Genomic DNA, 14,026 nt, shown 5'->3' with positions numbered 1-14,026 from the left:
CCAGTTCGGATTCGTGACGTGGAGCGTAAGCTCGACTTATGCTCGATCCCCGCAAGCTGCACCTGCTCCGCGAGCTGGCCAGGCGCGGCACCATCGCCGCGGTCGCCGAGGCGGTCACCTTCACGCCGTCGGCCGTCTCGCAGCAGCTCAGCGCGCTCGAACGGGAGGCCGGCGTGCCGCTGCTCGAACGTACGGGCCGCCGGGTCAGCCTCACCCCGGCCGGCCGCCTGCTCGTCGAGCACGCGCAGGCCGTGCTCGAACAGCTCGACCGCGCCTCGGCCGCGCTCGCCGCCGTGCGTGGCGGCCCGTCAGGGCCGCTGCGGATCGGCGCGTTCCCGACCGCCGTCCGCGTCCTGCTGCCGGCCGCGCTCGCGGCGCTCGCCGCCGAGCATCCCGGGCTGGAGCCGATGGTGGCCGAGATCGACCCCGCCGACGTCTCGGCCGCGCTGGGGGCGGGCGAGCTGGACGTGGCGCTCGTCCACGAGTACGACTTCGTCCCGCCCGTCACCGACGACTCCGTGGGCGTCGAGCCGCTGTTCGCCGAGCCCATGTACCTGACGAACCACCCGTCGCCGGCCGCGGCGCGCGAGGAGGCGTGGATCACCGGCAAGCCGGGGACGCTCTGCCACGCCATGGCGGTGCGGGCCTGCCAGGCGGCCGGGTTCGAGCCGCGGGTGCGGCACCACGTGGACGACTTCGACGCGGTGCTCGCCTTCGTGGCCGCCGGTCAGGGCGTGGCTATCGTCCCCCACCTGGCCGCCGCCGCACCCCCGCCCGGCGTCACACTCACCCGGCTGCCACTGGAACGCCGCACCCTCGCCGCCTTCCGCCGCGGCCACGACGACCACCCGGCCATCCACGCCGCCATCACCGCCTTCCGCGCCGCCACCCCCGCCCTGCCCCCGGCCGGCTGAGCCGCCCGGTCAGAGGTCGAGGACGGCGGCGACGAGTGCGTGGGAGCCCGCCGAGTCCTGGTCGTAGTTGCCTCCGGTCACCGCCACCACCAGCTCCTCCTCCGGCTCCACCACGAGGAGCTGCCCGCCGTTCCCTCTGCCCTGGACTCGGCGGCGCTCCTCATCGACCACGTACCACTGGTAGCCGTAGGTGAAGGACCCCTCGATCGGCACCCGCGACCGCAGCGCCTCCCGCAACCACCCCTCGGGGACGATCCCGCGCCCGCCGTCGAGCACGAGCTGCCCGACGGCCGCCAGGTCCACCGGCCGCAGCCGCAGCCCGGCGGCGGCCGACGCGACCCCGTCGCCGCCCTTCGTCCACGCGAAGTCCGTGATGCCGAGCGGCCCGAACAGCGCCTCGGCGGCGTACTCCTCGACCGGCCGCCCCGTCCCCCTGGCGATGATCCCGCCGAGCAGCGCGGTCGCGCCGCCGCAGTAGCGCCACCGCTTGCCCGCCTCCTCGACGACCGGCCGCTCCAGCACGTACCGGTAGCGGTCGGGGGCCAGCTCCATGGCGATCTCGTCGTTGAGCGGGCTGGTGTAGGGGGCGTCCTCGTTCCAGTCGAGGCCTAGCGTCATGGTCAGCGCGTGCTCGATCGTCAGGTGCGCCTTGCCGGGGTCCTCCGCCAGGTCCGGGTACTCGGGGAACTGCGCCATGAGCCCCGCCCCCGGCTCCGGCACGAGCCCGTCGCCGAGCGCGATGCCGTACAGCAGCGCCACCACGCTCTTGCTGACCGACCGCAGGTCGTGCAGGGTGTCCCGGTCGAACGTGACGTGCCCGAGCGGCTCACCCAGCCGGTGGTCCGGCCCCGCGCCGTACCGCTCCAGGACGACCTTCCCGCCGCGCATCACCACCAGCCCGTGGAACCCGGGCGCCCGCCCGTCCCGCAGCACCGCCTCGACCCGCTCGTCCATCCCCATGCTCTCCTCCTCCGACAACAAAGTATGATCGCTTCTTACTAAGATAGAGTCTTACTATGACAGCGGATTTCTCCGGACGCGAGCACGAGTTGCGGGTGCTGCGGGAGCAGCTTGATCTCGTTCTCGCCGGGAAGCTGACCACGCGCGGCAGAGCTCTGCTGGTGACCGGCCGCCGGCGCGTGGGCAAGTCCCGCCTGGTGCAGGAGTTCTGCGACCGTTCCGGCCTGCCTTACGTGGTCTTCCAAGCCTCGCGCGGGCGCTCGCCCGTCGCCGAACGCGCCGACTTCATCGACGCAGTGTCGTGCGCCGGGCTGCCGGACGCGGCACTGATCAGCGGCAACCGCCCACAGGACTGGAACGCGGCCCTGCGCGCCCTGGCCACCGCGGTCGGAGACACCCCTTGCGTCGTCGTCCTCGACGAGGTGCCCTGGCTCGTGGAGCAGGACCCCGAGTTCGAGGGGGCGTTGCAGACGGTCTGGGACAGGTTCCTGTCGGCCAGACCGATCCTGCTGATCCTCGTCGGCAGCGACCTGACGACGATGGAGGCACTGCAGGAGTACGGACGGCCGTTCTTCGGGCGGGCCGGCCACACCACCGTCAGGCCGCTCCACCTGGGCGACGTCGCGGCCATGACGGGCCTGCCCGCGGCGGACGCCGTGGACGCCTTCCTCCTGACCGGCGGCTTCCCCGAGATCGTGAGCTCGTGGGAGCCGGGCATGCCCCGGGAGGAGTTCCTGCGCCGGAGTCTCGCCTCTCCTCTGTCGCCCCTCCTCGCCGCCGGTCAGCTCACGCTGCTCGGCGAGTTCCCGGGAGGCGGCCACGCGCGTACCGTCCTGGAGGCGATCGGCACCGGCGAGCGCACCTTCGCCGGCATCGCCGCGAGGACGGGAGGCGCCGCGCCACTGCCCGCCGGCACCCTCTCACCGATCCTCGCCACACTGGCCGCCAAGCAGGTCGTCACCGCCGATCTGCCGCTGTCCACCAGGCAGGACACCAAGAACAAGCGCTACCGGATCGCCGACCCCTACCTGCGTTTCTGGCTCACCTTCCTGCATCGCGCGATCGCCGACAGCGAGCGCGGCCGTCCCGACCTCGCGCTGCGCCGCATCGGACGTTCGTGGACGAGCTGGCGTGGGCGGGCGGTCGAGCCGGTGATCCGTGAGACTCTCTCCCGCGCGTTGCCGGACGACGACTGGCCCGGCACGGAGGAGGTCGGCGGATGGTGGAACCGGCAGAACAAACCGGAGGTGGACCTGGTCGGCGCCGACAGGGGTCCGGTCGCGAGTGAGGTGCACTTCGTCGGGTCGATCAAGTGGCTGGACAATCGCCCGTTCGACCGGCACGATCACGAGGCGCTCGTCCGGAGCAAGCCCTTCGTGCCGGGGACGAGCGACCGCACGCCCGTCGTCGCCGTCTCGCGGGCCGGCGCCGAGCCGAACCTGCCCCTCGACCGGGTCTGGTCCCCGGAGGATCTGGTCGCCGCCTGGAGTTAGGCCGGTGGACCGAGTTCGGTCAGGGCGGCCTGCCAGGGGTCGGGGTCGGCGTCGTCCGGTGGGGGGAGGACGCGGACGCCGTCCGCGCGCAGGTCCGCGACCGCGCGCCGGAACGGCAGCCGGGAGGCGAGGGCGGCGTTGACGAAGGGCAGCACGACGACGGGGATGCCGAGCCCCGGCGCCTCGGCCAGCACCCCCAGCGCGTACGTGTCCGCCACCCCCAGCGCGAGCTTGTTGACCGTGTTGTACGTCGCCGGCGCCACGACCATGGCGTCCGCCCGCGGCGGCTTGGGCTCGGACGGCTTGCGGTAGCGGCTGCGTACCGGCCGCCCGGTCCGCGCCTCCAGCGCCGGGACGTCGATGAAGTCGAGCGCCGCCGGCGTGGCGACGACCTGCACGGTCCAGCCGAGCTCCTGCGCGCCGGCGACGAGCCGGGCGACGTCGCCGGCCGCCTGGGCGGCGCAGACGACGACGTACAGCACCTTGCCCGGCGACCCGATCACCTCGCCAGCATCGCACGCCCCCGAGCGGTCACGCGGACTGGGTCCCGGCGGCCGAGAGCGGGGCCGCGATGTCCTCCAGGCCCTTGCGTTCGGCCTTGACCCCGAGGAACAGCTCCACCAGACCCCCGGCGATCATCACGAGCGCGCCGATGACGAACGCGAGCGCCGTGTCGCCCGGCACGCCGCTCTCCACGAGCGAGGAGAAGACCAGCGGGCCCGCGATGCCGCCCGCCGCGGTGCCGATCGCGAAGAAGAACGCGATGGCCATGGCCCTGGTCTCCATCGGGAAGATCTCGCTCACGGTCAGATAGGCCGAGCTGGCCCCGGCCGAGGCCACGAACAGCACCGCGCACCAGCACGCGGTCAGCGTCACCGCGCTCAGCGCGCCCTGGTTGAACAGCCAGGCGGTGCCGAGCAGCAGCACTCCCGAGCCGATGTAGGTGGCCGAGATCATCGGCACCCGCCCGACGGTGTCGAAGAGGTGGCCGAGCAGCAGCGGGCCGAGGAAGTTGCCCACCGCGATGACCGCGAAGTAGTAGCCGGTGTGCGTCTCGATGCCGTAGAAGGTGGACAGGATCTGCGCGTACCCGAAGGTGATCGCGTTGTAGAGGAACGCCTGGCCGATGAAGAGCGACAGGCCGAGCACGGTGCGCTTGGGGTAGAGCGCGACCATCGTGTGCGCGATCCGGACGAAGCCGATCGACTTGCGCTGGTGGATGGTCATCGACCGGGAGGGCTCCGGCAGGTCGCCGCCGATCTGCCGCTCGACGTCGTCGACGATCTCCTCCGCCTCCTGGCCGCGCCCGTGGATGAACAGCCAGCGCGGGCTCTCGGGGACGTGCCGGCGCACCAGCAGGATGGCGAGGCCGAGCACCACGCCGAGGCCGAACGCCACCCGCCAGCCGATGTTGACCGGCAGGTCGTTGAGCAGCGGCACGGTCAGCAGCGCGCCGCCCGCCGCGCCGAGCCAGTAGCTGCCGTTGATGATGATGTCGATGCGGCCCCGGTGCCTGCTCGGGATCAGCTCGTCGATGGCCGAGTTGATGGCCGCGTACTCGCCGCCGATGCCGAAACCCGTCATGAACCGGAACAGGAAGAACCACCAGGCGTTGAACGAGAACGCCGTCATCAGCGTCGCCGCCAGGTAGACCAGCAGCGTGATGAGGAACAGCTTCTTGCGGCCGAACTTGTCGGTCAGCCAGCCGAAGAACAGCGCACCCGAGCAGGCCCCCGCGACGTAGAGCGCGGCGGCCGTGCCCGCGACCTGGGCCTGCGTGATGTCGATGCCGCTGCCCGGCTTCGCGAGCTGGGCCGACAGGTTTCCGACGATGGTGACTTCGAGCCCGTCGAGGATCCAGACGGTGCCGAGCCCTATGACGATCATCCAGTGCCAGCGGGACCAGGGGAGGCGGTCCAGTCTGGCGGGCACCTTGGTGGTGACGGTGCCGACCTCCACGTCGCTCATAAGGGCATCTCGTTACCCGCGAAACAACGTTCTAGACGGGCTTCCTGGCCTCCACGATGCCGGTGCCGAACCACGGTCCGCCGTACCAGAACCGCCACCCGGCGTCGCGCCGGCGGACGTCCACGACGCCGAGGTCGCGCAGGGCCTCCTCGTACGCGGGCGTGTGCTGGAAGTCGGCGAGCAGCAGCAGCCCGCCGGGCCGCAGCACCCGGTACGCCTCCCGCACCGCCCGCGCCCGCCCCTCGGCGTCCGGGATGTTGTGCACCGCCTGGCTGGAGACGACCACGTCGAACGCCCCGTCGCCGAAGGGCAGGTCGCGCAGGTCGCCGGTGACCAGTTCGACGCGGTCGGAGACGCCTTCGGCCTCGGCGTTGGCGCGGGTGCGCGCCTCGGCGTTGCCCGACTGGTCCGCCGAGCGCCACAGGTCGACGCCGGTGGCCCGGCCCGCGGGCAGCCGCTCGGCGGCCATGAGCAGCACCGCGCCGCGACCGCAGCCGAGGTCGAGCAGGCGCTCGTCGCCCTTCAGCCGGCGCAGCTCCTCGGCCCAGACCGCGAACTTGCCGCGCCGGGTGGTGTAGAGGTAGCTGGCCGCGCTGGCCAGCGTGTAGAGCCCGCCGAGGAGGAAGGCGAGCCCCGCGAGGAGGATGTCGAGGGCGTACGAGACCGCCGCGAGAGCCACCAGCACGATCGCTCCGAGGAGCAACCCGGTCAGGGCCCACGGCGCGTCGATGCCATAACTGCCGTGTCGCTTGCTCACACTCACGTTATATCGCAAGATGCGGAATTGGCGATGACTTGACGGGACCCTTCCCTTTCGCACCGGCAATCACGCACATCCCCTTCCTAGGGTGGCCGGGATGGATAAACAGCGGGGATTCGGCCTCGGCGCCAGCATCGCGTTGACGCTGGCCTCGGCCATGTTGTGGGGAGTCGCGCACCTGGCCGCCGAGCGGCGCAGAGCCGGGTTCGCGCTCATGGCGGCGCACGTTCTCACACTGGCCGCGATCCTCGTCCTGTTCACCGGCTTCAGCACCCGCCTGCTCTCGCTGGCCGTCCAGCCCCGCTGGCTGACCTGGCTCACCGTCGGGCTGGTGGTGCTCGCGCTGGCCTGGACGCTCGTGATCGTCTGGTCGTTCGTCCTGGTCCGTCCGCCGCGCGGGGACCTCGTCGGCCGGTTGCTCACCACGTCGCTGACCATCGCGCTCTGCGCGCTCGTGCTCGGGCCGGCCGTCTACGCCACCCGCCTCGCCCACGTCTCGCGCGACGTCATGGACAGCCTGTTCCCGGCCGCGGGCAGCTCCCCGGTCATGTCGCAGGACCCGTGGAACGGCGCCCAGCGGGTCAACTTCCTGCTGCTCGGCGCGGACGCCGCCCCTGGGCGGCCCGGGGTGCGTACCGACAGCGTGACCGTGGCCAGCGTGGACACCCGGACCGGCGCGGCCACGCTGCTCGGCCTGCCGCGCAACCTCCAGCGGGTGCCGCTGCCCAAGGGCCCGGCGCGCGACCGCTTCCCCTACGGTTTCAGCGGCACCGACCCCGAGACGCCCGGCCTGCTCAACGAGATCTTCCAGTACGCCGAGGACCACCCCGAGATGGTGCCCGGCGTCGGGCGCGGCCGGCGCGGCCCGGCCCTGATGAAGGAGACCGTCGGCGGCATCCTCGGCCTCCAGGTGCCCTACTACGCGATGGTGGACATGGCGGGCTTCGCCGAGATCATCGACGCCATGGGCGGCGTCGAGGTCACGGTCAAGGAGCCCATCGTGTACGGCCGCTACCGCGAGGGCCTGCTGCCCGCCGGCACCCGCAGGCTGACCGGCCAGCAGGCCCTGTGGTTCGGCCGCTCGCGCACCGACAGCGACGACTACGTCCGCATGGGCCGCCAGAAGTGCCTGCTCAACGCGGTGGCCAAGCAGGCCGACCCGCTGACCGTGCTCAACAGCTTCGAGCGCCTGGCGGCGGCCACCAAGCGGGCGATCTCCACCGACCTGCCGCAGGACCTGCTGCCGGCCGTCATCGAGCTGTCCCAGAAGGTCAAGGACCACAAGATCCACAGCCTCAGCTTCGTCCCGCCGCTCATCAGCACGGTCTATCCGGACTGGTCGCTGATCCGCCACAAGGTGTCCGAGGCCCTGGACGAGCCGCGTTGGCCCAGGTCGGACCAGGCGTCCACGCCCCGGCGCAGCCCCGAGGACGCGATCAACCTCGACGCCGTCTGCCAGTAGTCCCATATTCCTACTTGACGTATAGGGAACTATGCCTTTTGATACTCGCATAGCCGACTTATTAAGTAGGAATAGAGGGCTGGGCATGAACGCTCGCAGGGTGCTGGCCGCACTGGCGCTGATCGCACTCGCCGGGACGACGGCCGCGTGCGGGAGCGACACCGCGGGCGCCGGCGACAGCGGCGGCAGCGGGGCCGCCGCCACCGAGGTGCGCCTCGGCTTCTTCCCGAACATCACCCACGCCACCGCGCTGGTGGGCGTCGAGAAGGGCCTCTACGCCAAGGACCTGGGCGTCCCGGTCAAGACCAGCACGTTCAACGCCGGCCCCGCCGCGATCGAGGCGCTGTTCTCCGGCGCGATCGACGCCACCTACATCGGCCCGAACCCGGCGATCAACGCCTGGCAGAAGTCCAAGGGCCAGGCCATCAAGATCATCGCCGGCGCCGCGTCCGGCGGCGTCTTCCTCGTCGTCAAGCCGGGCATCGACAGCGTCGAGGACCTCAAGGGCAAGAAGATCGCCACCCCGCAGCTCGGCAACACCCAGGACGTGGCGCTGCGCTACTGGCTCACCAGCAAGGGGATCAAGACCGACACCAAGGGCGGCGGCGAGGTCCACATCGTGCCGCAGGAGAACTCCCAGACCCTCCAGACCTTCGCCACCGGCGACATCGACGGCGCGTGGGTGCCCGAGCCGTTCGCCAGCCGCCTGGTCCTGGAGAGCGGCGGCAAGATCCTGCTGGACGAGCGCGACCTCTGGCCGAACAAGGAGTTCGTGATCACCCACCTGATCGTCAGGCAGGAGTGGGCCAAGCAGCACCCCGACCTGGTCAAGAAGCTGCTCCAGGCGCACGTCGAGGCCAACAAGCTCATCGCCGACGACCCCGACGGCGCGGCCCAGACCGCCAACGCCGCCATCGAGAAGCTCACCCAGAAGCCGCTCAAGCCCGAGGTGCTGAAGAGCGCCTTCAAGAACATCACCTTCACCAACGACCCGATCGCCTCCTCGCTCACGCTCAGCGCCAAGCACGCCGAGGAGGTCGGGCTGCTCGAACCGGTGGACCTCAATGGCATCTACGACCTGAGCCCGCTCAACGAGATCCTGGCGGCGGCCGGCCAGTCGGCCGTCGCGGACAAGTGAGGTGAGATGAGCACCGCCCAGCTCGGCGCCGGCCCCGGCACGGACGCGGCCGTCCGCCTGGAGTCCGTCTCCAAGACCTACGGCCACGGCAGGAACGCCCTGCTCGCGCTCGACCAGGTGTCCCTCGACGTGCGTCCCGGCGAGTTCGTCTGCATCCTCGGCGCCTCCGGCTGCGGCAAGAGCACGCTGCTGTCGCTGGTCGCCGGGCTCGACCGGCCGAGCGCCGGGCAGATCTCCACGAACGGCCACAAGGTCGCGATGATGTTCCAGGACCCGGCGCTGTTCCCGTGGCTGACCGTCGCGGCCAACGTCGAGCTGGCCTTCCGCGCCGACGGCGTGGGCAAGGCCGAGCGCAAGGCGAGGGCCGCGGAGTTCCTGGAGCTGGTGCACCTCGGCGGCTTCGGCCGCAAGCGCCCGCACGAGCTGTCGGGCGGCATGCGCCAGCGCGTGGCGCTCGCCCGCGCGCTCGCGCAGTCCTCGTCCTCCTCGGAGGGCTCGGCGGTGCTGCTCATGGACGAGCCGTTCGGCGCGCTCGACGCCATGACCCGCGACCTGCTCCACGACGAGCTGGAGCGGATCTGGCGGGAGCGGTCACTGTCGGTGCTGTTCGTCACCCACAACGTCCGCGAGGCCGTCCGGCTCGGCGACCGGGTCGTGCTGCTGAGCAGCCGGCCCGGCCGGGTGGCGGAGGAGTTCCCCGTCGAGCTGGAGCGGCCCCGCCGCACCGACTCCGCCGAGGTCGCCACGCTCGCCGCGACGATCACCGACCGGCTGAAGGAAGAGGTCGCCCGGCATGGCCGTTGACACGCAGCACGCCCGGCGGATCGCCGGGCTCGACGCCCTGGAGCTGGGCGGCGAGCGGCGGGCCGGGCTCGCCGCCCGGCTGTGGGCGCGCCTGTGGCCGATGCTCACCGCCGTGGCGCTGGTGCTGGTGGCCTGGCAGCTCGTCGTGATGAGCGGGCGCTGGCCCGAGTACGTCTTCGCCGGCCCGGTCGAGACCTTCCAGTCCATGTGGGAGCGCTTCGGCGAGGCCGACTTCTACCGGGCCGTCGCCACCACCATGCGGCGGGCGTTCACCGGGTTCGCGCTGGCGGTGCTGGTCGGCCTGGTGATCGGGGCGGCGGTGTCGCGGGTGAAGGTGCTGCGGGCGGCGTTCGGCGCGCTCATCACCGGGCTGCAGACGATGCCGTCGATCGCCTGGTTCCCGTTCGCGATCCTGCTGTTCGGGCTGACGGAGAGCGCGATCACGTTCGTGGTGATCCTGGGGGCGGCCCCGTCCATCGCCAACGGGCTGATCACCGGCGTGGACTACACGCCGCCGTTGCTGCTGCGGGCCGGGCACGTGCTCGGGTTCCGGCGGCTCAGCCTCTACCGGCACGTCATCCTGCCCGCGTCGCTGCCGTCGTTCCTCGCGGGGCTGAAGCAGGGGTGGGCCTTCGCCTGGCGCTCGCTGATGGCGGGCGAGCTGATGGTGATCATCGCTTACCAGTCCTCACTGGGCGAGCAGCTCGCCTACGCCCGCGAGGTGTCCGACTCGCCCGGCCTGATCGGCACGATGATCGTCATCCTGTCCATCGGCATCGTCATCGACCTGCTCTTCGAGGCGGCCGACGGGGCACTGCGCCGCCGCTGGGGCCTCGACCAAAGGTGATGCGGCTCTCCGCGAGAACCGACTACGCGCTGCGGGCGGTCAGCGAGCTGGCCGCCGCGCCTCCCGGCCCGGTGCCGGCCGAGCGCATCGCCGCGGCGCAGCAGATCCCCCGCCGCTTCCTCGACAACATCCTGCTCCAGCTGCGGCGGGCCGGGCTCATCCACAGCATGCGGGGGCCCGAGGGCGGCTACTGGCTGGCCCGGCCGGCGGAGGAGATCACGCTGGCCGACGTCATCGTGGTGATCGAGGGGCGGCCGGAGTTCCAGGGGCACGGGGGCTATCCCGGGGCGGCCGGGCCGCTGGCGGCCGTGTGGGCGGCGCTGCGCGAGCACGAGGACCGGCTGCTCGCCGAGACCACCTTCGCGCAGATCGTGGCCGAGCGCTGACGCTCGTGGCCGGTCGCTGACGCTCGTGGCCGCCGGTCGCTGACGCGCCTCTCCGGCGAATTCCCCGCTCACGGGGTTCAGGTGTGGCATGATGCTGCCGACGGAATGACAACGATTTTCATCCTCACCTGGAGTCCCCGTGAGAGTGGCCTTCGTCGGCAAGGGCGGCAGCGGCAAGACGACGATGTCGGCGCTGTTCGCCAGGCACCTGGCCCAGCAGGGCGCGCCGGTGGTCGCCATCGACGCCGACATCAACCAGCACCTGGCCCTCGTCCTCGGCCTCGACCGCCAGCCCGAGCCGCTCGGCGAGCACCTGACCGAGATCAAGGAGCGCCTGCGCGGCGACAACCCGCGCATCCCGTCGGCCGCCGAGATGATCAAGACCACGCCGCCGGGCCGCGGCTCCCGCCTGCTGAGCTTCGACGACCTCGCCGCCGACCCCTACGGGCTCACCACCCCCGACGGCGTCCGGCTGCTCGCGGCCGGCGCGTTCAACGCCGACGACCTCGGCGTGGCCTGCTACCACTCCAAGATCGGCGCGGTGGAGCTGCTGCTCAACCACCTGGTCGACGGCCCCGGCGAGTACGTCGTCGTCGACATGACCGCCGGCGCCGACTCCTTCGCCTCGGGCCTGTTCACCCGCTTCGACCTGACCTTCCTCGTCGCCGAGCCCACCCGTCAGGGCGTGAGCGTCTACCGCCAATACCTGGAGCACGCGGCCGCGTACGACGTGGCCGTCGCGGTCGTCGGCAACAAGGTCCACGGCCCCGAGGACGTCGAGTTCCTGCGCGCGCACGCGGGCGACGACCTGCTCGGCTGGATGGAGCACTCCCCCGCCGTCCGCGCGATGGAGCAGGGCCGCCACTTCGCCCTCGACGACCTGGAGCCGGCCAACGCCGACGCGCTCAGCCTGCTGCGCAAGAGCGTGGACGAGCGCGAGAAGGACTGGGCGCGCTTCGGCCGCCAGACCGTCGAGTTCCACCTGCGCAACGCGCGGGCGTGGGCCGACGAGCGGCTCGGGCGCGACCTCGCCGAGCAGGTCGATCCCGACTTCGTCTATGGCCCGTGACGACCATGAACCTGTGCCCGCCAGGCATCTGGAGAGTCACCGTTTTTCAACCTAGCGTCATTGATGACCCATTCGAGAGGAGAAATCAGCATGTCGCTGACCGTTCCGAACGACCTGCTCGACCAGGCCAGGACCGGTGAGATCGACGACGCGGCCTTCGTCGCGTGCGTACGCGACTCCCTGCCCTACGCGTGGTCGCTGATCAGCGAGCTGGTCAAGCAGCGCGAGCACAGCGGCGCCGAGTTCGCCGACAACCAGGTGCCGCCGCCGTCCGAGGAGGCCCGCGGCCAGCTCCTGCGCTGTCTGGCGAGCGACTCCATGCGCGGCGCGCTGGAGCGTCACTTCGGGGTGCGGCTGGCCTTCCAGAACTGCCACCGGGTCGCCGTCTTCGACCCCGCGGCCACGGGGGCCCTGGCCGAGTTCGTCACCCCGAGGGCACAGATCCTCAACCAGAAACCGGAGCTGGTGGACTGCTGAGGCCGCCGGCCGGCGAGCCGGGTCCGCCCGGCTCGCCACGCAGCAGCGGCAGCACCTCGGCCCCGAACCTCCGCACGTTCTCCAGCGTCCTCCGGTGCTCGCCGATGCCCTCCACCAGCAGGATGACGTGCTCGATCCCGGTGCGGTCCGCGGTGCGCAGGATCGACTCGGCGCAGTGCTCGGGCGAGCCCACCGGGTGGATGCGGGTGAGCAGGTCCACGTACGCGCCGACGTCCCGCGACGGGCGCGGCCGGCCGTCCACCGGCCGGTAGCCCGCGAGGCCGGGGCCGAGCCAGCGGGGCATCGACTCTTTGAGCTCGCGCACCGCCCGCGCGGTGGAGTCGGCGACGTGCCCGACGGCCGCCGCCACGTGCCGGACGGCGACCCCGGGAGCCCGCTTCTCGTACGCGGCGACCGCGGCGGCCTTCTCCTCGTCGCCGACGTGCAGGCCGAGCAGCATCGGCAGGCCGCGCGCGGCGGCCAGCGCCACGGTCGCCGGTGACGTGCAGGCGACCAGCGGTCGGAGAGGGGCGCGCGGCACCGTACGCACCTCCCGGAAGCGGAAGAACTCCCCGTCGGCGGCCACCCGCTCGGCCGACAGCGCGGCGAGCAGCAGGTCGAGCGACTCGGCGAAGCCGCGCTCGTAGCGCTCCAGCCCGGTGCCGAACACCTCCAGGTCCACCCAGGGCCCGCCCCGGCCCACGCCCAGCGTGAAGCGCCCGCCGGACAGGTGGTGCAGCATCGCGGCCTGCTCGGCCAGCGCCACCGGGTGCTGCGTGGACAGCACGCTCACCGCCGTGCCGAGCCCGATGCGCGTGGTGCGGCCGGCGGCGACGGCCATCAGAGTGGTCGCCGACGGGCAGACGCCGTACGACATGAAGTGGTGCTCGGCCACCCAGGCGTCGTCGAAGCCCGCCTCCTCGGCCGCCACGACCAGCTCGACCGCGTCGGCCAGCACCTGCCCGGCCTCCCGGCCGGGGAACTGCGCGGCGACGACGAAGATGCCTGTGCGCACGTCCCCGATGATGACCGATCGGCCGGAGCGGGCCCAGCCCCGATCAGCCGAAGAGCGCGGCCTGGCCCTCGCCGGCCAGCGGGTCGCGATGCCGCTTGAGGTGCCGCCAGCGCGGCAGGTCGTCCAGGTAGGACCAGGACAGCCGGTGGTGCGGGGTGGGGCCGAGGCGGGCCAGCGCCTCCTGGTGCAGCGGCGAGGGGTAGCCGGCGTTGTCGGCGAAGCCGTAGTCGTCGCAGCCGAGCGTCGCCATGTGGGCGTCGCGCCGCACCTTGGCCAGCACCGACGCCGCCGCCACCGACACGCTGGCCGCGTCGCCCTTCACCTCCAGCCGCACCGGCCAGGGAGCGCCGATGTAGTCGTGCTTGCCGTCGAGGATCACCGCGTCGGGGCGGACCGGCAGCGCCTCCAGGGCGCGGCGGGCGGCCCGGCGCAACGCCTCGGTCATGCCGAGCGTGTCGATCTCCTCGTGCGTGGCCTCACCGAAGCCGACCCCGGCCGCCCAGGCGGCCAGCTCGGCGGCGAGCGGCCCGCGCCGGGCCGGGGTGAGCTGCTTGGAGTCGGTCAGCCCCGCCGGGGGCTCGGACAGGTCGGTGACGACCGCGCAGACCGTGACCGGGCCCGCCCACGCGCCCCGGCCCACCTCGTCCACGCCCGCGACCGTGCGGACGCTCGGCTGGGCGAGCAGGAGCTGCTCGATGTCGTACGTCGGCGCCATGGCAGCAGACGCTACCGC

General features: G+C 72.2%; 15 protein-coding genes. 9 read left to right on the top strand and 6 right to left on the bottom strand.

The genetic code is table 11. The features are described from left to right. Nucleotides 1-38: 38 nt before the first annotated feature. Nucleotides 39-914, top strand: coding sequence for a LysR family transcriptional regulator (locus AC27IY_RS47745; protein ID WP_423451561.1), 876 nt, complete (start codon nucleotides 39-41; stop codon nucleotides 912-914). A 9-nt stretch (nucleotides 915-923) separates the two neighbouring features. Here the strand turns inward: AC27IY_RS47745 and AC27IY_RS47740 are convergent, their stop codons facing one another. After that, complete coding sequence (locus tag AC27IY_RS47740; RefSeq protein WP_487181948.1) at nucleotides 924-1,874, bottom strand: serine hydrolase domain-containing protein; 951 nt, start codon at nucleotides 1,872-1,874, stop codon at nucleotides 924-926. A gap of 56 nt (nucleotides 1,875-1,930) precedes the next feature. Between AC27IY_RS47740 and AC27IY_RS47735 the strand changes: the two genes are divergently transcribed. Continuing rightward, complete coding sequence (locus AC27IY_RS47735) at nucleotides 1,931-3,367, top strand: ATP-binding protein (RefSeq protein ID WP_487181947.1); 1,437 nt, start codon at nucleotides 1,931-1,933, stop codon at nucleotides 3,365-3,367. Here the strand turns inward: AC27IY_RS47735 and AC27IY_RS47730 are convergent. From AC27IY_RS47730 to AC27IY_RS47720, 3 genes are read right to left on the bottom strand one after another with little or no spacing between them, the layout of a single operon-like run. Beyond that, a complete protein-coding gene (locus tag AC27IY_RS47730) occupies nucleotides 3,364-3,870 on the bottom strand; it encodes a flavoprotein (RefSeq protein WP_423477885.1) in 507 nt (168 codons plus the stop codon). The genes AC27IY_RS47735 and AC27IY_RS47730 overlap by 4 nt on opposite strands. Nucleotides 3,871-3,898: 28 nt before the next feature. Beyond that, the gene (locus AC27IY_RS47725; RefSeq protein ID WP_344208849.1) at nucleotides 3,899-5,335 is read right to left on the bottom strand and encodes an MFS transporter; all 1,437 of its coding nucleotides are present in this window, start codon (nucleotides 5,333-5,335) and stop codon (nucleotides 3,899-3,901) included. Between the two features lie 31 nt (nucleotides 5,336-5,366). Beyond that, nucleotides 5,367-6,092, bottom strand: a complete 726-nt coding sequence (locus AC27IY_RS47720; protein WP_449947596.1) for a class I SAM-dependent methyltransferase — start codon at nucleotides 6,090-6,092, stop codon at nucleotides 5,367-5,369. A gap of 100 nt (nucleotides 6,093-6,192) precedes the next feature. Here AC27IY_RS47720 and AC27IY_RS47715 point away from each other — a divergent pair, with 100 nt between their 5' ends. From AC27IY_RS47715 to AC27IY_RS47685, 7 genes are all read left to right on the top strand, one after another. Beyond that, on the top strand, nucleotides 6,193-7,557 hold the full coding sequence (locus tag AC27IY_RS47715) for an LCP family glycopolymer transferase (protein WP_487181946.1): 1,365 nt from the start codon (nucleotides 6,193-6,195) through the stop codon (nucleotides 7,555-7,557). An 85-nt stretch (nucleotides 7,558-7,642) separates the two neighbouring features. Continuing rightward, the gene (locus tag AC27IY_RS47710) at nucleotides 7,643-8,695 is read left to right on the top strand and encodes an ABC transporter substrate-binding protein (protein WP_487181945.1); all 1,053 of its coding nucleotides are present in this window, start codon (nucleotides 7,643-7,645) and stop codon (nucleotides 8,693-8,695) included. Nucleotides 8,696-8,701: 6 nt separating this feature from the next. Next, entirely contained in the window at nucleotides 8,702-9,499 is a 798-nt protein-coding gene (locus AC27IY_RS47705; RefSeq protein WP_344208857.1) for an ABC transporter ATP-binding protein, read from the top strand. After that, on the top strand, nucleotides 9,489-10,346 hold the full coding sequence (locus AC27IY_RS47700) for an ABC transporter permease (RefSeq protein WP_423451569.1): 858 nt from the start codon (nucleotides 9,489-9,491) through the stop codon (nucleotides 10,344-10,346). The genes AC27IY_RS47705 and AC27IY_RS47700 overlap by 11 nt, the downstream gene beginning before the upstream one ends. Next, nucleotides 10,346-10,732 carry an RrF2 family transcriptional regulator gene (locus AC27IY_RS47695; RefSeq protein WP_423451570.1) on the top strand — a complete coding sequence of 129 codons (387 nt, stop codon included), beginning with the start codon at nucleotides 10,346-10,348 and terminating at the stop codon, nucleotides 10,730-10,732. Before AC27IY_RS47700 ends, AC27IY_RS47695 begins: the two co-directional genes overlap by 1 nt. Nucleotides 10,733-10,871: 139 nt before the next feature. Further along, nucleotides 10,872-11,801, top strand: a complete 930-nt coding sequence (locus tag AC27IY_RS47690) for an ATP-binding protein (protein ID WP_364457087.1) — start codon at nucleotides 10,872-10,874, stop codon at nucleotides 11,799-11,801. Nucleotides 11,802-11,891: 90 nt separating this feature from the next. Continuing rightward, the gene (locus AC27IY_RS47685) at nucleotides 11,892-12,278 is read left to right on the top strand and encodes an SCO5389 family protein (RefSeq protein WP_423451571.1); all 387 of its coding nucleotides are present in this window, start codon (nucleotides 11,892-11,894) and stop codon (nucleotides 12,276-12,278) included. Here AC27IY_RS47685 and AC27IY_RS47680 read toward each other — a convergent pair. Beyond that, a complete protein-coding gene (locus AC27IY_RS47680; protein ID WP_449947608.1) occupies nucleotides 12,247-13,293 on the bottom strand; it encodes an LLM class flavin-dependent oxidoreductase in 1,047 nt (348 codons plus the stop codon). The genes AC27IY_RS47685 and AC27IY_RS47680 overlap by 32 nt on opposite strands. A gap of 43 nt (nucleotides 13,294-13,336) precedes the next feature. Then, the gene (locus tag AC27IY_RS47675) at nucleotides 13,337-14,008 is read right to left on the bottom strand and encodes a ribonuclease HII (protein WP_344208869.1); all 672 of its coding nucleotides are present in this window, start codon (nucleotides 14,006-14,008) and stop codon (nucleotides 13,337-13,339) included. Nucleotides 14,009-14,026: the final 18 nt, after the last annotated feature.

Source organism: Nonomuraea sp. B208 (assembly GCF_057536035.1).
Note: the sequence above shows the minus strand (reverse complement) of the source record. Positions and strands in the feature narration are given on the sequence as shown.